The sequence below is a fragment of the Methanomicrobia archaeon genome (assembly GCA_016930255.1).
Taxonomy (GTDB): domain Archaea; phylum Halobacteriota; class Syntropharchaeia; order Alkanophagales; family Methanospirareceae; genus JACGMN01.
Genome location: JAFGHB010000033.1, coordinates 1 through 23,295, shown reverse-complemented (window position 1 = coordinate 23,295; position 23,295 = coordinate 1). Strand labels below are relative to the sequence as shown.

23 protein-coding genes, 1 tRNA gene and 1 pseudogene are annotated in these 23,295 nt (G+C 48.7%); 5 read left to right on the top strand and 20 right to left on the bottom strand.

Features of this window, described 5'->3' with window-relative positions; all coding sequences use genetic code 11:
* The first annotated feature begins 337 nt into the window (after nt 1–337).
* Complete coding sequence (locus JW878_05350) at nt 338–556, top strand: TRAM domain-containing protein (protein MBN1762486.1); 219 nt, start codon at nt 338–340, stop codon at nt 554–556.
* Nucleotides 557–894: 338 nt separating this feature from the next.
* Nucleotides 895–1,773, top strand: coding sequence for a hypothetical protein (locus tag JW878_05345; protein ID MBN1762485.1), 879 nt, complete (start codon nt 895–897; stop codon nt 1,771–1,773).
* 92 nt (nt 1,774–1,865) lie between these two features.
* On the opposite strand, the gene JW878_05340 is transcribed toward JW878_05345, so the two are convergent.
* The 4 genes from JW878_05340 to JW878_05325 are packed head-to-tail and all read right to left on the bottom strand — an operon-like array spanning nt 1,866 to nt 8,570.
* A complete protein-coding gene (locus JW878_05340; protein ID MBN1762484.1) occupies nt 1,866–3,419 on the bottom strand; it encodes an NADH-quinone oxidoreductase subunit M in 1,554 nt (517 codons plus the stop codon).
* A gap of 4 nt (nt 3,420–3,423) precedes the next feature.
* The gene (locus JW878_05335) at nt 3,424–4,950 is read right to left on the bottom strand and encodes an NADH dehydrogenase (protein ID MBN1762483.1); all 1,527 of its coding nucleotides are present in this window, start codon (nt 4,948–4,950) and stop codon (nt 3,424–3,426) included.
* Nucleotides 4,951–7,068, bottom strand: coding sequence for an NADH-quinone oxidoreductase subunit L (locus JW878_05330; GenBank protein ID MBN1762482.1), 2,118 nt, complete (start codon nt 7,066–7,068; stop codon nt 4,951–4,953).
* Nucleotides 7,065–8,570, bottom strand: a complete 1,506-nt coding sequence (locus JW878_05325) for a monovalent cation/H+ antiporter subunit D family protein (protein ID MBN1762481.1) — start codon at nt 8,568–8,570, stop codon at nt 7,065–7,067. Before JW878_05325 ends, JW878_05330 begins: the two co-directional genes overlap by 4 nt.
* A 195-nt stretch (nt 8,571–8,765) precedes the next feature.
* On the opposite strand from JW878_05325, the gene JW878_05320 reads away from it, so the two are divergent.
* Complete coding sequence (locus JW878_05320; GenBank protein ID MBN1762480.1) at nt 8,766–9,761, top strand: hypothetical protein; 996 nt, start codon at nt 8,766–8,768, stop codon at nt 9,759–9,761.
* Between the two features lie 278 nt (nt 9,762–10,039).
* On the opposite strand, the gene JW878_05315 is transcribed toward JW878_05320, so the two are convergent.
* From JW878_05315 to JW878_05255, 13 genes and pseudogenes are all read right to left on the bottom strand, one after another.
* On the bottom strand, nt 10,040–11,431 hold the full coding sequence (locus JW878_05315; protein ID MBN1762479.1) for an AAA family ATPase: 1,392 nt from the start codon (nt 11,429–11,431) through the stop codon (nt 10,040–10,042).
* Between the two features lie 55 nt (nt 11,432–11,486).
* Complete coding sequence (locus JW878_05310) at nt 11,487–11,705, bottom strand: hypothetical protein (GenBank protein MBN1762478.1); 219 nt, start codon at nt 11,703–11,705, stop codon at nt 11,487–11,489.
* A gap of 272 nt (nt 11,706–11,977) precedes the next feature.
* Nucleotides 11,978–13,870 (bottom strand): Na(+)/H(+) antiporter subunit D, encoded by a 1,893-nt coding sequence (locus JW878_05305; GenBank protein ID MBN1762477.1) that lies wholly within the window; start codon nt 13,868–13,870, stop codon nt 11,978–11,980.
* Nucleotides 13,870–14,250 (bottom strand): hypothetical protein, encoded by a 381-nt coding sequence (locus JW878_05300; protein ID MBN1762476.1) that lies wholly within the window; start codon nt 14,248–14,250, stop codon nt 13,870–13,872. The genes JW878_05305 and JW878_05300 overlap by 1 nt, the downstream gene beginning before the upstream one ends.
* A 4-nt stretch (nt 14,251–14,254) precedes the next feature.
* Complete coding sequence (locus tag JW878_05295; protein MBN1762475.1) at nt 14,255–15,769, bottom strand: monovalent cation/H+ antiporter subunit D family protein; 1,515 nt, start codon at nt 15,767–15,769, stop codon at nt 14,255–14,257.
* Nucleotides 15,766–17,325, bottom strand: coding sequence for a monovalent cation/H+ antiporter subunit D family protein (locus tag JW878_05290; protein MBN1762474.1), 1,560 nt, complete (start codon nt 17,323–17,325; stop codon nt 15,766–15,768). Before JW878_05290 ends, JW878_05295 begins: the two co-directional genes overlap by 4 nt.
* Nucleotides 17,326–17,414: 89 nt before the next feature.
* The gene (locus JW878_05285) at nt 17,415–17,798 is read right to left on the bottom strand and encodes a cation:proton antiporter subunit C (protein MBN1762473.1); all 384 of its coding nucleotides are present in this window, start codon (nt 17,796–17,798) and stop codon (nt 17,415–17,417) included.
* Between the two features lie 2 nt (nt 17,799–17,800).
* On the bottom strand, nt 17,801–18,280 hold the full coding sequence (locus tag JW878_05280) for a sodium:proton antiporter (GenBank protein ID MBN1762472.1): 480 nt from the start codon (nt 18,278–18,280) through the stop codon (nt 17,801–17,803).
* A pseudogene (locus JW878_05275) lies at nt 18,277–18,405 on the bottom strand (cation:proton antiporter). The gene JW878_05280 and the pseudogene JW878_05275 overlap by 4 nt, the downstream one beginning before the upstream one ends.
* Before the next feature lie 446 nt (nt 18,406–18,851).
* Complete coding sequence (locus tag JW878_05270; GenBank protein MBN1762471.1) at nt 18,852–19,097, bottom strand: DUF4040 domain-containing protein; 246 nt, start codon at nt 19,095–19,097, stop codon at nt 18,852–18,854.
* Nucleotides 19,098–19,156: 59 nt separating this feature from the next.
* Nucleotides 19,157–19,705 (bottom strand): Na+/H+ antiporter subunit E, encoded by a 549-nt coding sequence (locus JW878_05265; GenBank protein ID MBN1762470.1) that lies wholly within the window; start codon nt 19,703–19,705, stop codon nt 19,157–19,159.
* 29 nt (nt 19,706–19,734) lie between these two features.
* Nucleotides 19,735–20,091 (bottom strand): monovalent cation/H(+) antiporter subunit G, encoded by a 357-nt coding sequence (locus JW878_05260; protein ID MBN1762469.1) that lies wholly within the window; start codon nt 20,089–20,091, stop codon nt 19,735–19,737.
* On the bottom strand, nt 20,079–20,348 hold the full coding sequence (locus JW878_05255; protein MBN1762468.1) for a cation:proton antiporter: 270 nt from the start codon (nt 20,346–20,348) through the stop codon (nt 20,079–20,081). Before JW878_05255 ends, JW878_05260 begins: the two co-directional genes overlap by 13 nt.
* 74 nt (nt 20,349–20,422) lie before the next feature.
* On the opposite strand from JW878_05255, the gene JW878_05250 reads away from it, so the two are divergent.
* Nucleotides 20,423–21,004 (top strand): hypothetical protein, encoded by a 582-nt coding sequence (locus tag JW878_05250; GenBank protein ID MBN1762467.1) that lies wholly within the window; start codon nt 20,423–20,425, stop codon nt 21,002–21,004.
* A gap of 149 nt (nt 21,005–21,153) precedes the next feature.
* Nucleotides 21,154–21,226 (top strand) — tRNA-Asn (locus JW878_05245).
* An 88-nt stretch (nt 21,227–21,314) separates the two neighbouring features.
* Here JW878_05245 and JW878_05240 read toward each other — a convergent pair.
* Genes JW878_05240 through JW878_05230 form a run of 3 tightly spaced genes read right to left on the bottom strand, consistent with a single transcriptional unit; the run spans nt 21,315 to nt 23,124 of the window.
* Nucleotides 21,315–22,088, bottom strand: coding sequence for a 1-(5-phosphoribosyl)-5-[(5-phosphoribosylamino)methylideneamino]imidazole-4-carboxamide isomerase (locus tag JW878_05240; GenBank protein ID MBN1762466.1), 774 nt, complete (start codon nt 22,086–22,088; stop codon nt 21,315–21,317).
* 59 nt (nt 22,089–22,147) lie between these two features.
* The gene (gene tfb / locus JW878_05235; GenBank protein ID MBN1762465.1) at nt 22,148–22,843 is read right to left on the bottom strand and encodes a transcription initiation factor IIB; all 696 of its coding nucleotides are present in this window, start codon (nt 22,841–22,843) and stop codon (nt 22,148–22,150) included.
* 23 nt (nt 22,844–22,866) lie between these two features.
* On the bottom strand, nt 22,867–23,124 hold the full coding sequence (locus JW878_05230; protein ID MBN1762464.1) for an H/ACA RNA-protein complex protein Gar1: 258 nt from the start codon (nt 23,122–23,124) through the stop codon (nt 22,867–22,869).
* Nucleotides 23,125–23,295 lie beyond the last annotated feature (171 nt).

Sequence of the window (23,295 nt, the reverse complement as noted above, 5' to 3'; positions counted from 1 at the left end):
TATAATAATATATTTTTATAGTCGACAGGAAATAGCGAGGTCTGCAAGAGGGTCAAAAGTGTTATGTTTCCATGCCTGTCAGCACCACGTGAACCTGCCCTTTGTCTGAGGATAAAAGGAGTTAAGGCGGTGGGAGGAAGAACAGGCGGGGGAAGATTTGACCCGGGTAAAAATGAGTGCCTGTTTTCAGCTTTTGCGTTGTGACTTTATATATAAGGAAAGGCTATAGTAATTAGTGAGTGGTGACAAGGAATAAGCGCCTTTTTTTCATAAAGAAAGCGATTTTTTTCTTTTGTATCACGAACTAAATAAAAACGAAAAAGAGGTTTGGAAAAGTATGGAATATAGTGGAGAAAGAAGGGGATTTGATTCCCCTATAGAGGTTGGTAAGACCTACGACGTAAAGATAGAGGAAGTAGGTAGAGAAGGCGATGGAATAGCTCGAGTTGAGGGATTTGTTGTTTTTGTACCCAACACGAAGAAAGAGGATAGTGTGAAAATACGGGTAAATAAGGTATCGAGAAGAGTTGGATTTGCAGATGTAGTTGCGGAGTGAAGGTTCATTACGCTTCTCATATAACCATTTCTAACACAAAGCTATAGCGTTCCTATAGCTTTCTCTTTTATTTTTTCAAAGATTTATGTACGTGAGACTTCATTCGGATTTTGTATTCGTTAATCCCGCTCGAAGAAACGCCCAACCCAAACCCAGAATCGGCTATGGAAGAAGCGGTAAAGCGATATAAGGTTAACTCAAAAATCCCAAGTCACTTACAGGATACTCAAAAACCTCTTTGCTTTAAACGATAATCATAGCTTCAAGGTGCGAATCAACCAAAAACGGAAGTTTTATATGTTTTTCTGCGCCTTGGTAACAAGTGAGGGGAGACTTACATGTCAGAAGACAAGGAAATTTGTTTTGTTATCATGCCGATTAGCAAGACCACCACTAAGCATACTAAAGCTTACTGGACGAGGCATTTCAAAGATTTCTTGAAGCCCCTGATTGAGGAAAATTCAAGCCTTGAAGCTCGTCGTTCAAAGCCGCTTCGTGGAGGTGTTCTGAGCGAAATTATTACGGCCCTTGTTACTTCTCCAGTGGTGGTGGCAGATATAACAGATCAGAATCCAAATGTTTTCTGGGAACTCGGAGTCCGTCAGAGTTTTAAACACGGTACCGTTATGATTGCCGAGGAGGGTACAAAACTTCCTTTTGATGTGGGTGGCAAAGGCACCTTATTCTACTCAAATGACCGTTTGAAGAATGAAGATTTTCGTAGAGATTTCAAGGAAGCTCTTGCAGATTGTTTATCAAACCCTGAAAGACCTGATAGCCAAGTTCTTGAGACGATGTCGGGGCGAGGGACATTGTTTGAGATCTTTAGCCGAGATGAGGCGATCCGCAGGCTCGACGCGGTGCTGGCAGAATGCGATTGGAATATAGAAGTTTTTGATGATGTTATCAAACGTGCAAAAGCGAATCAAAAAAATCCAGAAAAGAGGCGCTACGTCACCAAGCGTTTTAGATTCTCGGCTATTGAATTACTTGTGACAAATCGGTACATAGATGAGGTGCAAAGATTCTTCAAAAGTGCTGAATCTGTATTAGATTCCTGTTTGGCCGTGAACGAGATGCTAAACAGCTGGAGCTATAAACCGAACGGTGTGGAGAAGTGGTTTTTAAAAAAAGATGTGCAAAAATGGAAAGAGATTATATCGCGCTTCAGAGATACTGTTGAACAAGCTCGTGAAAACCTGAGTCAGCGATTTTGATTATTCCTGATTTCGTCCGTATACAGTACCAAAACATCCGAAACAGTTTCACAATGAGTTTTTTCACGATATCCGTAAACCTAGCTACCCACCTATATGACCCCGATCACCCCGATTACCGAATGGAGCAGCTCCAGGATGAATCTTGGATACAAGCCCAGGAAGATCGAGATAGTCGCCAGGATGAGCAGCGGCACGCTCATCGTTAAGGGCGGATCCTGGATCTTGGGGTCATCTGCTAACTCTGGATTTATGGGCCCGAAGAAGATCTTCTTCGCCGCTGCAAAGGTATAGACAATCGTCAAGAGCACTGCGGTAATACCCAGAATGGCTATGGCCAATCCCACGGGCATGTTTGCTACCCCGAACGTGAAGATACCGGTGAAGAGCACCCATTCCGCTGCGAACCCGCTCAACGGCGGCAGCGCGGAGAGGATCAAGGCGCCACATACCCAGAGCAGCGCGGTTATCGGCATCTTCGATGCCAGGCCGCCCATCTTGTTCATATCCCTGATTCCCGTCACGTACACGAGTATACCCGCGGTTGAAAAGAGGATTGCCTTGCCCAGAATGTGGCTCATGAAATAGAACATGCCGCCTTCCACACTATAAACGGTGAAGGCAAACAGCCCGAGGACCGAGTACGAGATCTGACTGATCGTTGAGCACGCTGCGAATCGCTTCACGTCCGTTTGCGCCAGTGTGAGCAGGGAGCCGTAGACCATGGTCAGGAGCGCACCCAACATAACCGGTATGCCGAACCAGAGGAAGTTCGGATCGTTATGGAGCGGTAAGATGAGTACCCTAACAAGTACATAGGCTCCGATATTCGCATAAATGGCAAGCAAGCCCGCTATGCATGTGGGGTGCTCTGCATGAACCGAAGGCATCCAAACGTGAAGCGGAAAGATCGCCATCTTCGTAAATGCACCGAGTATGATCAGTAATGCAATCCAGCGGACGAATGGATTCCCCTCGAGAAGACCTAACTGCGAGACGTCAAAGGTGCCTATCTGGGTATACACCAGAAGAGAGCCAAATAGGATGAACAGTCCTCCAACAACGCCCCATAGGAAGCACATCATGGCAACTCTAAAGCGCTCGATATAACCAAGGAAGCCCATAATGAAGTACAGAGGCACAACGAGCAATTCTATAAAGAGATAGATGAGTATGAGGTTTGTCGAGAAGCAGATACCCATGAACCCGATCGGAAAGAGGAGGAATAGCCAGAAGAACCGGTTGTAATACCGGAGTTCTACCTCTTTTCCCCCGTCGCCATACAGTACCTCTGCCCGGTGCTCTACATAGTGCAGCGAGTAAAAGGAAAGCGCGGTGGTGATTATACTTATTATCAACGCGACCGGTATGCTCAACCCGTCAGCCAGGAGACCAAATGGCACCCGCAAATCTGTCCCCGCCAGCATAACCTCGGGCACCCATGCGTATTCCTCCACGATTATCTCGCCCTGAGAGACTCTGACGGCCGCTATGAAGAGCAGCGCAGTCGTGTAGAGCAGCGCGGCATTCGCGATCAGTGCCGCTTTTCGTCCGATCTTCCGCCCCGTGAAGAAGATGATGAACGAGGCTAGTGCGGGCACGAGCAAGGTCTGCAGGAGCGTATACGGTATCTGTGGTACTGCCATTTTATTAGATTACACCTCCTATCGCCGGCCCAATCACCGAATGGAAGAGATTGATAATGAGCTTAGGATACACGGCCAGGAAGAACGATACCACGGCCAGCAGGAGCAGAGGAATGCTCATCGTCAATGGCGGGTCTCTGATCTTCGTATCATTTGCTAATGTCGAGTCTATGGGCCCGAAGAAGATTCGCCTACCCATCGTGAAGGTGTAGACCGCGGTTAAGAGTACTGCGAAGAGGCTCATAATCGCGACTGCACGCCCGACCGGGAAGGCTGGTATGCCAAACGTGAAGACACCGGTAAACAGTATCCATTCCGCTGTAAAACCACTGAGTGGCGGTAATGCCGAGAGTATCGCCGCGCCTAAGAACCAGAGCGCTGTGGTTATCGGCATCTTCGCCACCAACCCGCCCATCTTGGTCGTGTCCCTGATCCCTGTTGTATACACCAGGATGCCCGCGGTCGAGAAGAGGAGGGCCTTTCCCATGATGTGGCTCAGGAAGTAGAAGATCCCACCTTCTATACCGATAACGGTCAGAGCTCCGAGCCCGAGGACAGAATATGAGATCTGGCTTATCGTTGAGCACGCTGCAAATCGCTTCACGTCTGTTTGCGCCAGCGTGAGTAGGGAGCCATAAACCATAGTTATAAGAGCCAGCGCCATCATCGGTATGCCGAAAACTTTCATATCGCTATAGAGCTGTAGGATGAGAACCCTCACCACCACGTAAGCTGCTATATTCGCATACACTGCGAGCAAGCCCGCAATGCACGTGGGATGCTCCGCATGAACCCAGGGCATCCAGACATGGAATGGAAAGACCGCCAGTTTGGTGAACAAGCCTAGTAGCATAAGTAAGATAACCCAGGTAGCAACGGGATCCCCGGAAAGAAGCTGTAAATCAGCGATTTCCAAGCTGCCGGTCCGAGTATATGCCAGAAGAATGCCAAACAGGAAGAGGGTCGCCCCGACAATTCCCCAGAACAGGCACATGAGAGCAACTTTATATCGCTCTATAAAATCGGAATAGCCGAATTGCGCCATTATGAAATAAAGCGGAATGATGGTCAGCAGCTCCATGAAGAAGTACATTGAGAGCAGGTTCGTCGAAAAGGCAATACCCATGAAGCCCGTGGCAAAGAAGGGAAACAAAAAGAAGAACCGCGTATAATACATCAGCCATGTCCGTTCGTCCACTTCACCATATATAGCCTCTATTCGGTGATCGACATAGTGTATCGAATAGAATGCCAGAACGATACAGCACAGATTCATTATCAATGCCACCGGTACGCTCAAGCCGTCGGCGTAAAGATTGAAATTCACTATCGGCCCAAAGGGGTATTCCTCAACAATTAGTTCTCCCTGAGAAACCCTGAGGCCCACGATGCACAGAAGGGCCGTGGTGTAAATGAGGGTGATGGCTGCAATCCAGCCTGCTTTTCTGCCGAGGTGGTACCGGGTTAAAAGTATAACTAGGGAGGCTATGACCGGTAGTATGAGTATTTGGAGAAGGATATACGGTATCATTTAGGTCACCACCCATAGGATTAGAATGAGGACAATGAGGTAGAACAGCAGTACGTATATCAAATTGAATCCTATAACGCCGGTCTCAGTCTGGAGGTACTTCACCAGATTAAAGAGTCGTCCGGGAATAGAGGGAATTATCCTATGGAACACTTTATCCAGTCGTTCCTCGAACGGCTTAACCACACGAACCGCCATGAAGTTGAAGAACGCGGGAATTTTTACGTGAAACGCGTTATCCAGCGGATTCTCAATACGATTGACCACGATAGGAAGCAGCTTGTTCGTTCCGTCTACGAAGACCTTGTAATAGGTGCTGTCTATGTACCACCGGTTCCAGAAGAACGTATGGAGCATCTTCATGGAGGGATGCTTCTCGAAGAGCGTCTCCAACGTGCCATACGGATTATATTTACCTGACATGTAAAGGGCATACGCGGGAACGGCACCAAGAGCTATGAAAACGAGCGATAGAACAGGAGGTACAAGAGAATGCCCTTCTTGATGCCCCACGGGCAGATGAAGCTGTTCAACCAGGCTATATTCGAATCCGCCTTCCAGTAAATGTTCTACCGGTGTAAATGAGAGCCCGAGGAGAACGATCAGCACGGCTAAGATGCCACAGGCAAACACCATGGTAATGTGCGGTTCGCCAAGATGCGCCCCCTTTTTCTCTCGCGTCTCGACATTATCGCTCTTCTTTCCGTAAAACGTCAAACCCACGAAACGAACGGTATAGAAAGCAGTTATCGCGACAGTAACCAACGCGAGCAGGAACAAGCCGTAATTATGGGATGCCCAGACAGACGCGAGAATAGCATCTTTACTCCAAAAGCCTGGTAGTGGCGGAACACCCATCAGCGATAGCGACGCAATGAACATGAACAGCCAGGTATAGGGCATATACTTTCTCAGTGAGCCCATGTCGGTCATGTAGATAGAGCCAGCAGTGTGAATGACCGAGCCGGCACAGAGAAAGAGAGCCGCCTTGAACATCGCATGGCTTAATAGGTGAGACAATCCCGAAGTGAAGCCGCCCATCAAGCCTGCGGGCGTTAAGCCCGCCACGCCTAAGGCAAGCATCATGTAGCCGATCTGGCTGACAGTGGAAAATGCCAGCGCCTTCTTCAGCTCCACCGCGGTCATACCCTGGGTAGCAGCGACGAAAGCGGTGATTGCGCCGATCCACGCGACTAAAATGAAGAACGTTAGCGCCTCACCGACTCCCGCCACCCAATAGCCAAAGTAGAAGATGGGTATGAGCCGAGCGACGAGGTAAACGCCGCTCTTAACCATGGTCGCTGCGTGGATCAGGGCTGAAACGGGCCCGGGACCAGCCATAGCTTCCGGCAGCCATTCATGCAGTGGGAACTGAGCGGACTTCCCGACGGGCCCTGCAAGAAGGAGTACAACAGTGAGAGAGATTAATCCGGGCGATTTGGCCATTTCCGGTATCCAAATCGATGCAGTCTCGTAAAGAGTCGATATATTTAGGGTGTGAGCATGCGCATAGATTATCAGGATCCCTCCTAATAAGAGCAGATCCCCTGCCGAGGTCACCACCATCGCCTTCAAACCTGCATGAGACGGAGTGATGTATCGCGTAGGTGGTGGCCCCCCGATCCAGTATTTCTTCTCATCCAGATAGTAGAACCCTATCAACCCCCAGCTACAGAGACCCACAATCTTCCAGCCAAAGAAGAGGAATAACAGGTTATTGGAAATAACCAAGAGGAGCATGCCGCCAATGAAGAAGTTCATGAAGACCCACCACCGAGTCAAAGAAGGATTGCCCTTCATGTATCCGTAGGAATAGACCATGATGAAGAAGCTGATAACGGCAACGACATTCGCCATGAGTATGCTCACGGGATCCACAAGCACGCCGAATTTCAACTCGATCGGGACGGTGAGCCAGGTAACGGAGCTATCAATGGGCAGCTCCTCCAGACGGAATAAATACGGTATGAGCATCACGGCGGAGAGCGCGGCGAGGAACGAGAGTGTAATCGCACCATAGTCTCTCAGCTTCGGATGGATCTTTGCCAGAACCGGCGCCAAGGGCACCCCAACCAAGGGGAAAATCCAGCAGAGCCAGGCAAATATAACAGAGTTCATGGCAGCACCCCCAGTCCCAATGTTGAATTAATCGCGTCCATCAAGGGGAACGGTATCCCGAGAAGCCAGACAATCCCTATGACGAAACAGAGAATCGCGAAGACCAATACCGGGATGAGCATGCTCATCGGGATCTCATCGACCTCTACTTCTCGTTCTCCCTCGTCTCCTACCCGGATGTACATGTACTCGATCACCCGCCAGAAATAGAAGACCATAAGAAGCGTGCTGAAGAATATCAGCGCGATGAATGGAAATTGACCGGCTTCCAGGCAGGCGATTGCTAAATATACCTTTGTCACGAATCCCACGCTGGGCGGCATGCCGATCATCGCAAGTGCAGCTAAAATGAAGGCAATGCTCGTATACGGCATCTTCCGCCCCAAACCTCTGAAATCCGTTATCTCCCACAGATCAAACTTGTAAATAAACGCGCCCGCTGCTAAGAACATGCAGGCTTTCATCAATGCATGGTTCAGTATATGCATCATTGCTGGCGTCAGTCCTAAACTCGTAGATGTGCAAAGTCCCACACCGAGCATAATGTAGCCCATATTCGCTATACTCGAATACGCAAGCATCCGTTTCAGGTTATACTGCGCGATCGCAAGGACAGAACCATAAATCATCGCTATTGCTGCTATCCAGGTAAGCAAAGTGGTGATAGGCATATACACCCTAATGAAATCCAACGTGAAGACCGAGAAACTGACTCGTATAAACGCGTACGTGGACACTTCGATGATAATGCCTGAAAGCATCGCGCTGATCTCCGCAGGTGCAAATGAATGCGCGTCGGGCAACCACGTATGAAGCGGGAAGAGCGCCATTTTTATGCCCAAGCCAACGATGAAGAAGACAAAAGCCGCTTGCACTACTCTACTCCCGTATAACGGCGGCAATAAAAGCGAGAGATCGCGCATATTCAGCGTACCCGTTACCGAATACAAGAACCCTATCCCCAGCAATACGAAGCACGCACCGATAGAACCCATAACGAGGTACGTGAAGCTCGCCTTCAGCGCTATTTCACCCCGTGACGCTATTAAGGCATACGCAGCTAAGGAAAATATCTCGACAAAGACATACATGTTGAATATATCGCCGGTCACGGTTACACCACACAGCCCGGTGACGAGGAGTTGATAAACGACATAATAAGGAACGATTTTTTGAGGCATTTCATGCTCGATGTTCCGCTTCGAATAGATTACGCAGAGCAGTGCTAAAAAGAGAAGTATAACCAATACATACGCATTCAACGCATCTACGACGTATTCTATGCCCCAGGGCGGCATCCACCCGCCAAGCCAATAATGTATGATTCCCACCGTAAGGACGTGATTTAAGATGGTTACCGCCATGAGCAGTTGAATGAAGATGGTTGCAAGCGAAATGAACCAGCAGAATTTCTTGTTTAGCCAGCCGGCGACCAAAATAGTGAATGCAGAAAGCAGCGATATAACAACGACGAGTACAGGAAACTGTTCGACTATTAGCATCCGCTTTTAGCTCCTCTCTCCCCTACGGGACATCTGTGACACGATTGTTTTATATGAAACTTGAGGCACATATTTAAAACTTTCGGTTTTTCCCTGACGAAAATCGAAATATATTTATATACCCTTATCCTACAAACATCTTGTATCGGGTATAAAGCAGAACTATTGAGAAGAGGAGGGAGTTCTCAGGTAAAAATGGGCACAAAAGAATCAGGTGCGGATGGGATAATAGGTGGGCGGACAGCGATCGCGATACTCATTGTAGCGATTGTATGGCGGGCGGTGATAAGTCTTGATGGCAAGATTGCCTTGTGGGAAAGTCTGTGCTCTGGTCTTGCTCTTATCCTATTAGGCTGGGTTCTCTTCGCTTACATGTATCGCATGTCCAAGGAGCTGAAAGGCTGGTTAATTTCAAATTATATTTATCAAGGGTTTGCCGTTAGTCTGCTCATCATAAACATTTATGCGCTCATTTACTACGGGATGAGATGGTATGAGTTACTGACCGTAGAAGCTTACCCGCCGATGGATTTCATCTTCCGCGATGTGCGATTTCTCGCACTGGTGGCATTTTATTGCGCGGTAATGTGGTCTGCGAACTATCCCAAAAAGATGTACGAGGCCTATATATCGCAGTCAAAAGATAAAGCGGTTCTGCATATCATAAACCCCTTTTTATACCCGCGGGTGAAGAAGCTGAAAGAAATGGGCGTGAAAGAAATATTCGGCGCTTTGCTCACCGATGAGCGAACGTTATTGGTGATTATTGGTCTGACGTTTTTATGGCGAATAGTCATAAGCCTCGATTACACCATAACTCTGGGAGAAAGTATGGTTTCAGGTATTGCTCTTATATTAGTGGGCTGGCTCTTTTTCGGGTACATCTATTCTCTCTCCAGCAAGCAGCGAGACTGGCCTGATTTGGTTAAGGTGTATCAGGCCATCGCGCTTGGTGTACTCGCGGTTAATATTTATGTGCTCGTGTACTATTGGATGCGATGGCTTTCTATAACAGGCGCAGGCGGTGTGACGGAAGCTTTTATGCCACTGGATTACCTCTTCAGAGACATAAGCTTCTTTGCGCTCGTGATGTTTTACTGTGCCTCAATAGTGCTCTCGAAGTTTCTACGGCGGGCGCATGAAGAGTACAGTCTGCTATCCTCGGAAGCGTCGAAGGCGGTCAGTACATAAATAAAAAAGAGTTTCAGACGAACGGCGTGAGCTGCAACGTAAGAGTGTCCTCGGTGATGACGTTCTCCAAGCAATGTAATTTGGTGTCCGGGCAATACCAACCTTCCCTTATTCCGGAAGCACTATCAAATCTCTGGAATGATAGCGCCATCCTAAGCTCTATGAAAGGGTAGGTATATCTCTTATTTGCTCCCTGAACATACCTCAGTACGTACGCTACGCACTGCTTGCTTATGTTCTTTTATACACCAATACAAAACTCCGTGCAGAGTCTCCATTCAGACAAACGGCGTGAGCTGTAACTTAAGGGCGTCCTCGGTGATGACATTCTCCAGGCAGTGTAATTTGGTGTCCGGCCGGTTGCAATACAGGACCACACTCCTATTGAGCACATTCAACTCAAAGCGATTGGTCACCATATGACCCAGCCCTTCGCCCAATACACCTCCCGACGGCATTGCAAATACCGCTACATTTCCCGCCTCCCTCAATTCCATTATCCAATAGGCGAAAATCTCTAACGCTTCCTCAAGGTTGCCCAGCGCTTTCAACCGATATTGATACTCTAACCAATCCGTTCCAATAATAACCATGACGGGGGGTTCTAAACTAGAGATGTAATCTCTGAATACCGGGAACTCTTCTGACAATACCACACCTGGCAAGACCTTCACGTTCTCTCTCGTTTCTCGCTCTTCCCGCCTTATCTCATAGACCGTGAAATACTTGCGATAATCCTCTTCCTTCACGAAGGGTACTATACCACGCCTTAACCGCCGCTCATCCCACCCGCTACTCGGGATCTTCACGCAATGAATCCCTTGCTGTATACTGTTTACGATCATGTGCGCGACGATAGATTGATAGCCTAAGAGGGATAAATCATCGCCGTATTCTACCATAGCCGTGCTTCCCTTGCTTAATCCGCCACCTAAGATTTTATCTATCTCCACACAGCCCGTCGAGATGTGTGTAGCCGTATTTGGTACAATATCGACTTTCCTCGGCTTCTCTATCTTCCTCCGCTCGAACGGACCAAAAGAGCGGAATCGGCCACCATCCAGGGTAAACCCGTATTTAGGCTGGTTTATTCGGACGCCTCGAAGCTTCTTTAACAACACTTCCCTCGCCCTACGGTAATCTACGGATATGCGGTTATTCTCTATTATGCCATCAACGATATAATCGAGCGGAGTTGTTTCCGTTGTTTCTGAGATGAGTATCAAATTCATTTTATATTCCGTGGCGTAATACCGTACCAAGTCCGTTATTGCAGCTTCCAGCACTTCCCTCTTCTCATCCTTTCCCCCCGTCAATATCGCCTCCCAGCTATCAATGACGAGTGTCGCAGGTTTTCCCGCCTCTTCCACTTTCGCGTGGAGAAGATCAGAGAAAGAGCGGGGTCGTGGAAACGCTTTTGATGAAATATACAATTTAGTTGCATCTATCACACTAAAGCCGGTACGTTCTTTCAGCCACGGGAATTGCTCGCGAAGAGCGGGGAGTGAGACACGCGTTGAAAGATAGACTGCATTGTCGCTCCCGAACTCATCGAGTATCTCAAAAGCGAGCATCGTCTTCCCTGTTCCTGGTTCTCCCTTTATCAGCAGCGAAAAGCCCGTTCCTGCCGATAGCGCTTCACTCAATTCAGGTGGTACTCTGCTATTCATAATTCTGCATAACACGTTCTATATTAAAAGCTTTTCTATTTTTTTCCGCCGACAATCACGGGGTGAGAGCAAGCATCATTTCCCTGTGCACGAGAACGAATCTGAGCACGTTAAAGAATACATACGCTATCGCGCAGAATATAACGAATAGAAGCGCAAGGAAGAACCCGGCATAAAAGCCTAAACTCTCTATATCTACATCGGGACAGCGTTCCTTAAGTGAGTCCACTAATCCGGGATCTAAGAAAGCCTCGGGATTCAGCATGGCACTCATGGTGCACGCGGGGCATTTAAAAAAACATTTCACTGCACTTAGAAATTTGCCTCCCATTGCCCTCTTTCCACCTCTTTTTATCTCTTTTTGACTCCTCTATATACAGTACGTTAACTTATGGCTTATAAACATTTCGATATTTCGCGGACAGACAGTTCTGTTTCCTAACGCTCGCTCCCTGATTTGTTCCCTATTCGTTTTCCGTCTTTTCCTACAGATCCTGTCCGTCATCGTGCTGTTCCCTCGCTTTGAATAGCTTTTAGTATATTTTACTACATACCCGTCACGTATAATAATAGATAAACGACGAGGAATAGAAGTATCAGAAGCAGAGAGGTGCCCAAACCGAATTTTGGGAGCTCCCCGGGGAATCTCGTCCTCGCACCCTCTAAACCACTTTCGTATCCCTTTGTCCTTTCTGAAGTGGACATTAGTCTCTGCATCCTCAGCCTCGTCTCCTCTCCCTTTATCCTCAACGCTTCCGCCGGATTCTTACTGATCCAGACGAAGAAAGCTGCTAGCTTCAGTACATTACGGTCAATGAACGTGGCAAACGCCATCAAGGGCTTCTCACAGAACCAGATGAACCACTTCCCGGAGATCCTGTAGAGCCAATCGAGGTCAAGCGCAATCTTTGGCTCTCGATGCGTGAACGGTTTCTTTAACACCCACCAGAATGCCGGAAATGCAAACAAGAAGAACATAGTCAACTCAACGACGATTTTCGGTGCGTACGGATGCGCGATGTAATGCTCAAACGACCCCACCTCTGACGCTAATTCCTCTACCGCCGGTGTTATCATGTTATACATCGCATACGGATAGACCGCGACGCCGATACAGAGTACTGCTAAGATTCCCATGCCAATCATCATATTCAACGGCGGGTCATGCGCCACTATATTCGCTGGCTTCTCGCGTTCATGCCACGTAAGATATGGGATCTTTACCGCAAGGCAGAGGAACGTACCGGCCGATGCAATTTCAAGCAAGAGCCACGGCCACGGCTGGCCTGCAAAGACCGCCGATTCAATCACCAACGGCTTACTGACGAAGACGGCGAAGAGTGGAAAGCCCGAGATGGATGCTGCACCGATCATCCACATCCAGAAGGTCTTGGGCATGTATTTATACAGCCCGCCCAGATCAGACATTTTCGCGGTGCCCGTTGCCGCAAGCACCGCACCCGCAGCCATGAACAGGAGCGTCTTACACATCGTATAACATAACGCATGTGCAATCGCACCGCCGACGGCGAGTCCTGTTCCTATTCCTATTCCTGCCACCATATATCCCCCTTGAGAGATGATATGGTAGGCGAGGACTCGTCTGATATCATTGACAATTAACGCATAGATGATCCCGTAGACCGCCATGATCGCGCCTAACCACATGAGCGCCTCGTAGCCCGTGAACGCTCTAAGCAGCACGTAGATCGCGCTCTTCGTGGTGAACGCGTTTAAGAAGACCGTGCCCGTGACCGTCGCTTCCGGGTACGCATCTGAGAGCCATGCGTGCAACGGCGGCACCGCGCCATTTATCATAAATGCAATGAGAATCATCGTACCCGCAAGATCCAAGCCACCCGTAACGGGATTCACCAAGGAGCTAAAGCCCCACGCTATATTGCCGCCGGTGGCCTGCAACTGTAAGACCACGCCGGCAAACAGACAGATACCGCCGAACGAGTGCACCATTATATATCGGAATCCTGCACCCCGTGATGCCTCCGTCTTTCGATACCATATTAAGAATAAGGACGCCCACGCCATCACTTCCCAGAAGAAGAGCAATGTAAACAGATCGCCCGCAAAGACCACGCCGAGCGTACTTCCAATGTACAGGAATGCCGCTACGTGCTGCCACTCCTCCTGCACATGCACCGCATAGACGAACATAGCCAAGGAGACAATGATAAAGAGGAACGCGAAGAACACGCTCAAATTATCCACATGACCGAGCATCAGCGTATATTTCAAAAAGGGGATCTCCCAGGTTTCAAGTGGAAGCTCGCCGAAGACCCCCAATGCCATCAAAAGGATATCTGTCAGCGCCAGTATCGGTAAAAGGATGATGTACGCTTGCCGTGCTTTACCCTTCAGAAGGGGAATCAGGAGCGCACCAAAGATGTATATGAATCCCGGATGTATCCACGTTGCCGGCATCACTGCTCACCTCCTTCCTCTTCTTCTGCCTTCCCAAAGCTATGCTGCTCATAATAATCCTCATCGCGTTTGAGCAACGGATAAACGCCGAGTTTAGAGAACGCCAAGAGTATAACGCCACTAACGAATGCAAAGCCTGCAGCAAATAGTGGAATGTCCAACCACCAGAAATGGCCAACTTCTTCGCCACCCTCTTCAGCCGCTTCGCCATGACCACCGTTATGCGTGGCTGCTTCTTCAACAACTTCGCCATGACCGTTAGCCACGGCTGCTCCTTCTGGTTCAGCAGCTTCCATGAAATGCACCGCTAACCCCGCGATTACAATCACTATGAGACACACGTAATACAATTTTAATAGCGTACTTCTCTCGATTTTCATCGCTTCACACCGCTCCTAAACTGGCCACTGCTATCTTCGCCAGCGTTATGATTACGTTTGAAATTGGATTGGGTATACAGAAGATCATGGAGAAGAGCGCCGTTATGACCAAGGGGACGACCATGAACGGAGACGACTCTTTTATCTTCGGCTTCCACTCTGACAACCTCACAGTCACATCGTTTGGCTTCTTAAAGAACGCGGTATAGATGATCGGGAAGAAATAAACGACATCCAAGAGTGAACTGATCAAGAGGACCGCAAGTAACACTAACTTGTCCGCTTGCAGCGTTCCCAGGCACAGGTACCATTTGCTCACAAAACCACACGCTGGTGGCGCCCCGCACATACCGAGTGCGCCGATGGTAAAAGCAAAAAAGGTGAAAGGCATAACCCGCCCGAGACCCGCCATCTCACTGATATTCTTCTTTCCTGATGCTACCATGATGGACCCCGCGCAGAGAAAGAGCGTTATCTTCATGAAGCCGTGGAAGGGGATGTGGAGCATCGCTCCGGTTATGCCCATCGGGCTCAGTAGCGACACGCCGAAGAGGATATACGAGAGTTGGCTTATCGTGGAGTACGCAAGTCTCCGCTTCAGGTTGTCCTGAGCGATAGCGAAGAGAGAGGCGGTAATCATCGTAAATCCTGCTATCGTAGCAAGTGCTATTCCTAGACCGAGCTCGCTCATCAAATCGACACCGTAAATATAACAGACGATCCTGACAATGCCAAACACGCCTGCCTTTACCACTGCGACCGCATGCAACAGTGCACTCACCGGTGTTGGTGCGGCCATTGCAGTTGGCAGCCAGGAGTGAAACGGCATCCACGCTGCCTTCAAGAACCCCAGCATGAAGAAAAAGAACAAAACAATCAGTGCTGATCGTGACGCTGCATCCGCAGTGAGAATGCCACCGTTCGTAAAGTCTGTCGTACCAACGAAAGCGTACGTGAGCAGAATCGCAGCCAGGAAGAAAACACCAGAGGTAATCAAATACGCGAGATATTTACGACCTGCGAACAGTGCCTCCTCCGTCTGGTCATGCGCCACCAACGGATAGGTTGAGACCGTCAAGATCTCGTAAAATACGAACATCGTGAAGAGGTTCGCCGACATTGCCACGCCCTCTGCACCGAGAATGGCAAATGCGAAGAAAAAATAGTAGCGCGTTTGGGCATGCTCATGCAGAGACCGCATATAGCCTATGGAATATGACGACACAAGAATCCAGAGCGAGGCTGACGTGATAGCGAAGAGAAGCCCGAACGCATCTATCTTGAACGCTAAATCCACGTTGGGCAGCATATTAAAGATAGAACAGTAGAGCACACCGCCATCTAAATCCTTAACGATCAGCAACATGGAAAGAACCACCAGAAACTGCGCGACGCTCGCCACTAACGTCGAACTCTCTCGTAGATTCGGATGGTTTCTGAATATCAGTATAAAAATAGCACCAATTATTGGACAACAAAGCGCTAATACTGGTCTCATCGTTTCTATCGATTCAATCATGGTACTGTAAACCTCCCTATTCCAAACAGCTTATTTACACTATCCATTATTGGATACGCACCCGTTATCGGTATCTCAGTAAGCCAGATGATTCCTATAACAACACAAAGGATCCCGAGAGTGAGTATTGGGATAAGCATGAGAAGTGGTATTTCGTCCCTTTCTACCTTTTCCGCATATTCGGCATGGGGTCCCTTCTCGCCCACCCTCATATAGAGCATTTCTATGACACGCCAGAAGTAAACCAAGTTGAGTAAGGTACTGAGCAGAACGACCGCCATAAATATGAAGTTCCCCTGTTCTACAATGGCGAATATCAGATATACTTTCGAGACGAACCCCACGCTCGGTGGCACCCCGATCATTGAGATCGCAGCCAGCGAAAATGCAGCACAGGTATACGGCATTTTCCTACCCAAACCCCTGAGATCCGTAATGTTCCACAATTCGGCCTTGTAGATAAATGCACCGGCAACCATAAACAGGCATCCTTTCATTAAGGCGTGGTTCAAGATATGCATCAAGGCGGGTGTCAATCCACCCCAGAGCGTCGCCCTGGTAGATAGCGATAGCCCGAATGCCAGCATGATATATCCCATCTGCGATATCGATGAATATGCGAGCATCCGCTTCAAATTAATCTGCGCTATCGCAAGAACGGAGCCGTAAATTATCGCTATTGCCGCTATCCAAGCAATAACATCGAATACCGGCACGAGCCTGAGGAAATCCACCGTAAAGACAGAGAACGAAATCCGTATGAGCGCATAGGTCGATACCTCGATGATGATACCGGACAGCATTGCACTGATCTCCGCAGGTGCAAAGGAATGCGCGTCGGGCAACCAAGTATGAAGCGGGAAGAGCGCCATCTTTATGCTCAGTCCAACGACAATGAGTGCGTAAGCCGCAAAAACTGCTCTATTAATTGCTCCCGTCTCGTATAACGGGGGCAATAAGATGGAGATGTCGTGCATGTTTAGTGAACCGGTCACTGAATAGATCATACCAATGCCGATCAGGACGAAACAGGCACCAATCGAACCCATGACGAGGTACACAAAACTTGCTTTGAGCGATACCCCACCCCGCGATGCGATCAACGCATATGCCGCTAAGGAGAATATCTCGACGAACACATACAGATTGAAGATATCCCCGGTCACGGTTACACCGCACAAACCGGTAACGAGAAGTTGATAAACGACATAATACGGAACGATTTTCCCCGGCAATTCATGCTCGATGTTCCGCTTGGAATAAACCACGCAGACCAACGCTAAGAAAAGGAGCACGACCAATATGTACCCGTTCAACGCGTCCATGACGTATTCTATGCCCCATGGAGGCATCCACCCACCAAGCCAATAACTGATCAGTCCCACGTTCAGGACGTGATTCAAAATGGTAATAGCCATGATGAGCTGAACGAAGATGGTTCCGAGAGAGATAAACCAACACGCTTTCTTGTTCCACCAACCGGCAACCAGAATAGTGAATGAGGAGACAAGCGATATTGCTATGATAAGCACCGGAAAATGATCAACACTTAGCATTCCCTACCATGTACCTCCTTCCTCTTTTCTCTTCTCTCACTATATATATAAAGCTATTCCTTTTTCGCTCTCGTGGCACCGATGGCACGTTACAGCTTTCTCTCCTTCTCTATGATCTCTGATTCTTCTATCGTCCCGTATTGCTCGTACATCCGTATTACTAGCCCCAGAGCCACTGCTGTTGTAGCGACTGATACGACGATCGCTGTCAGGATAAGCACATGGGGTAAAGGATTCACGTAGACGTATCCCATGTGTATCATCTCCTCGCTCACGATCGGCGCAGTTCCCCGAGGAAGAGGTCCAATATCGGCCAGTGAGATGTAGAACAGGAATATTGCAGTTTGAAATATACTCAAACCTATGACCTTTTTTATCAAATTATCCTTCGAGATCATCGCGTAAAAACCAATAAGGATGAGAATGATAGCGACCCAGTAGTTATATTTTGCGAGAAATTCCTCAACGATCATTGTTATTCTTGCCCCTCCTTCTCTGTTTCATCCTCTTGCTTCCATACGAGATTGAAGAATATTTCGGTGATAACTGCACCCACGGTTATTCCGATACCTATTTCCACAAGGTCCATTCCCAACGCACGGTTCTCCTCAAACATATGAGTCAAGGGAATGAACCCATAGTTGAGATACTGCGCAGCCCCTAACGTAACAATTACTGCCAGGAGCCCGACGCCCGCGTAGATGTACACCCCGGTACTCATCAAATAGTTATTCGCACGCTCCGGGAATCGCTTCCCTGCTGCAGCAAGGCCAAAAATGACGAGATATAAGACAAAGGACGAGGCGATTATCACGCCGCCCTGGAATCCCCCGCCCGGTCCACCTGCTCCATGGATGATGACATACAATGCAAACAACTGGATGAACGGAACCATCAGTCTCCCAATGGTCTCTATTATGACGTTCCGTTCGTGTATCCAATCTTTCTCGATCATTCTGGTTTCTTACCTCTTCTCCTTAACAATAAGATAACGGAGATCCCTGCGGTAAATATAACCGTGGTCTCCCCGAGCGTATCATAGCCCCTGTAATCGGCAAGTATATAGGTCACCATATTCGGGACTTCGGTTTCATGCTCGCCTTCCTCCACATATCGTATGATCGGCGCATAGCGATACACTTCCAGTGCGTTCCCTTCCTGCTTAATAAAGTAATATTTCTGCTCCTTTGGGGCATCAGGAGCCGTGCCAAATTTGGCAATGGATGTTTTGTAATATTGCTCATCCGGAACGAGATATCCCTCCCATTCTCCTTCTGTTAGCGTCTCAATTTTTGTCGGCAGTTCATAGTCCCGAAAACCTCTATCCGTAAGTGCCTCGACCAACGCCTCCGGAACAGCACCTTGATTCAAAGCATCCACGGACTCGGCTGCATCGAGGCTGAACAAAGGAGTGTACCTATTCGGAGGGGAATTCGGATCCCCAAAGTCAGGTATATCCTCGGCCACATAGATAAACAGACCCCCCAAAAGAAGAACGAAAATGAGCGCCGCGAGTGATATTTGTTTCATCCTTTCTCCCACCTCTCTGTCCGTGCTAATGCGGCAATTAAGAACGCGGTCGTTGCACCGGCGCCGACAGCCGCCTCGGTAAAGCCCACATCCACCGAATGCATCTCCACCCAGACCATCGCCATCAGGAAACTATACGCAGTCAACACGATAATTGCACTCAAGAGGTCTCTCACGGTTATCGCCACGAGTGCAAGGATGACAATGAGAAATAACAGAGCAAGGTCAATAGGTACGATCATCGTCTATGCGCTCACCTCTATCGGCCCTTTGAAGCAATGATCTAAAGCTGTCGTTTTTATCATAGTTCGTTATACACCTTTCCCACTCTATTTTGCATCTCCTGATCCACTAAGAGTGCATCGCCGGGGGCTTTCGCGATTGCATGTACCCAGAACTTACCTATCTCCGGGTCGACGATTATGGTTATCGTTCCCGGCGTTAACGTAATGGAATTCGCCATGGTAACGAGTGCGAAATCACTCCGCAACGTCGTTTCAAATTCAATTACCCCCGGATCAACCGGCCCAACGCCGAACATGCTGCCATCCGGTCTTCCCCGTTCGAAGGACTTGGGATGAAGTACCCGATACATGACATCCAGATTCGCCAGCACGATTTGCCATAATTCCCACGGTATGTATTTAAGAAGGCGAACGAATTTATCGGAAGGAAGGCCTCCTTCCTTCACAAACAGGTCATGCGAGATGAACGCCACAATCGCGCTACAGATGAGACCTGCGCCAAGATGCAACGCATCGAATATGCCGGAGAGAAGGATCCAAAACAGGTACATAACAATAAACGTGAGGAGAAATCCGAACCATTTCCCGCCTTTATCGTTGGTCATATTGTCTTATCTATCCTCCTTTGTACGCTTCACTGCCGCTTATCTCCTAACTTCCACGGCTTCACCCCGGTAGTATAGCCCGCTTTCATCAGCGCATGCGTTCCTACCGGATTCGTCAGTAAGATGAACATGATTAAAAAGAGCAGCTTCACGGGTACGAGCTTTACCGAAATATCCGCTCCGGGGCTATAAACAAAGATATGGTAGATCAGCAAGCCGGCAATAATAAGAATCTCCCCAAGCGTATCACACTTCCCCGTTGCGTGCAATCGCGTATAAAAGTCGGGGAATCGCAACAGCCCAATTGCGCCCGTAACCATGAAAAATATCCCGAGGGCCAAGAATAGCGTTACGATTGCTTCGATTATTCCTATCAGCTCGACCATATCTCACCCCTCTCTAAATATTTCGCGAATACGAGCGTACCAATAAAGTTAAGCAATGCGTACAGAAGTGAAAGGTCAAAGAACAGCGGCCTTTCGAAATAATAACCGATGACCACCAAGAGGACGACGGTTTTTGTCCCTATTACGTTTACTGCCACCGTCCGGTTAAATACACCGGGTCCAATCGCCGCTCGATAGGTTGCCACGAGTATCGTAAGTGCAATGAGCACCCCGGTCACTAAAAATACGGTTATCATTTTTTCTAATTTTCTGATTTAATAGTAGTTGGTTGTTGAGGGAATATAAAAAGTTTTTGGAATTTTCCTGTGTGATGATGCTTTTTGAAGGGGAGAAGAAGCAGGCGCTGGAAAGATTGCGGCGAAGGGGTGCAGACGAAGAGGTGGAAGAGCTGCTTCAGAAGATAAACGACCTCGATGACTTCTTTACAACGAGCAGTTGCTCAGGCCGGATAATTTTGATTTTGCTGCCTGAGATCGGTGCGAAGCGCGAAGCGCGATTTATCGGTAAGTGGCATCGCCCGGTGAAGAAGGGGGAAGTGCGAGCAGCGATGAGGGAGGCAAGGTCTTCCGTGGAAGGCGATTTGTGGCTACTCGCACAATCACCAATTCTGCACGTGGCATGTCGGAGCGTGGAGAAGGCAACGGTGTTGTTAAGGCTCGCGATTGAATCAGGGTTCAAATACAGCGGCATAAAAGCGATTGCAAAGGATGAGGGGAAGGTGATGGTGGCGATTTTGAGCACGGAAAGGATGGACATGCCATTGGCTTCAAACGGCAGGAGGTTTTACAGCGAGGAGTATCTGGATTTTACCATAGCGAAGGCGAATTTCATGCTGACACGTGGTAAAGAGAAATTGAAACAGCTTGGGCATCGATTGAATGCGCTGGAATGAGAGCGTCTCATAGCCGAGGTTTCCGACCATAAACAGTTGTCAGCGCGTTGTTTCCCGCGGAGGGCCGCGCGATAACGCGTGATAACTGAAACCTTTTAAATACCAAAGAGATAGTGTAGAAGGTAATTGCTGAATCGCGACTGTAGCTTGCCGCCGTAACTCAGTTGGTAGAGTGCCCGGCTGTTAACCGGCTTGTCACAGGTTCGAGTCCTGTCGGCGGCGTACCATGAAACTTTTCAGGGAAAAAGTTTCATCAAAAAAAAACGCTCGTGCTTCGATTAAACGGTGGTTCGTTCTGAGTGTAAAAATCTTAATCGTGGAATTGTGTCACCAAGCCATCAAAATCGATTCTGCCCTTATACAACGCACTTCCGATCACTACTCCGCTTGCACCTGCTTCTTTTATCCGCAACACGTCCTCTGCACTGCTTACGCCGCCGGCGATTACCACGGGAACGTTCGCCGAGCGTACGAACGCCGTGACAATCTCCGGCTTTATACCACGCATCAAACCTTCAACGTCTATATTCGTAAACAGCAAACTGCCCGCACCCATCCGTTCTGCCTGCTTCGCCGCCTCTGGTGCATCTACCTCTGTCACCTCTCGCCACCCGTCTATCGCCACTTTACCCTGCCGCACATCCAGGGCGACCATGACGCGCTCAGGCGAGAACTCCTTCGCGACGGTCTCGATAAGCTGCGGCGATTTCAACGCGGCCGTCCCGAAGATGATTCGATCGACGCCTTCTCCCTGGCCTATTTCGAGCAGCTTCACCGCGGCATCGTACGATCGGATACCGCCACCCACCTGAATCTTCGCCCTTCCCTTCACCCCTTCTGACTCCGCTATGCGTTTAACTACCACGAAATTGGTCTGCGCTTCCTGTAGCGCCGCATCCAAATCGATGATATGCAATCTGCTCGCACCCCGCATCACCCATTGCCTCGCGATCTTCGCAGGATCGTCTGCGGCAGAGAAGATCACGTCCTCTTTCTTGCCCTGTCGCAACTGGACGCATCTGCCCCCTTTTAAGTCTACCGCAGGTATCACTTCAAATGCCCGCTCAGATCCGCTTGATTTCATGATGTTATTCGTGAATTCGTGTTCTCTATCTGATTTGGTACATGCACTGAAGAATCCGGCTACTCCACTTTTATGCCCAATTCCCGCGCCAACTCTTTGTACCGCACACGTAGCGTTACTTCCGTAACACCGGTCACTTCTGCAACATCCTTTTGCGTCTTCCGATCGTCACACAGGATAGCGGCTATGTAGATCGCCGACGCGGCTATGCCCGTAGGACCTCTTCCGCTTGTTATATCCCGCCTCAGCGCTTCATTTATTATCTCCAGAGCGCGATCCTCGACGGGTTGCTTCAAATTCAATTTAGCGCAAAAGCTGCGCACATACTCCTCCGGAGATGCTGGAGCGAGCCGCATGCCAAGCCGCTTTGCCAATAACTTGCAGGTCTTTATTATATCCTTTCGCCCCACCTTCGTTGCATTTTCTATCTCATCAAGCGTTTTCGGCTCCTTCGTTTTACGGCACGCCATGTAAATAGATGCAGCCAATATCTTCTCTATTGAACGCCCATGAATCAAATCATTCTCCCAAGCTTGTCGGTATATCGCCAAGCTGCCCTCTCTCGTCTCTTCAGGTATAGCAAGCAGCGCGGATAATCGGTCTATCTCAGCTTGAGCAACCAAACGCTGCTTCCCAATCGTCCTGCTCAATCTTTTCCGACGTTGACGCTCACTGAGTCGCTGTAAACGCTCCCTATCCATATCGGATCGCCCAAAGGCCTCTTCAACGTTTCCCTCTGGCTCCTCTTCATGCATCCTCCTTCACCTTCTCCCCTCAATCAGAGAACATATAATTCCTTATGCTTGAGTTCTTCCAACTTCGCTCCCTTTAAGCCGCCAAATACTTTTACGGTCACGTACGGACGATCAACAGGTCCGAAAATATCATAAACTTTCCCTATCTTCCGTTTATCCGCGGTTACGACGGTGGAATTGAGCACCTTCTTCACTTTCTGCTTACCGCCCCGCACAATCAACATCTTATCCATGACGTGAAGCACCGTGCCGAGCCCTCGTTCCTTAGCCTTCTTCTTCATCAGTATTAGTAGAGTAGATAGGGAAGACGGATATATAAAGTTTACGGAATATTTTTATTCTACCTTGGAGAACGGACGCATACACACGGAGCGAGGGATACTTCTTCTGAGGATTTTGAAAAACCCTCACTGAGGGTATTTATTAATGTTATATACACTACCGCATATAAT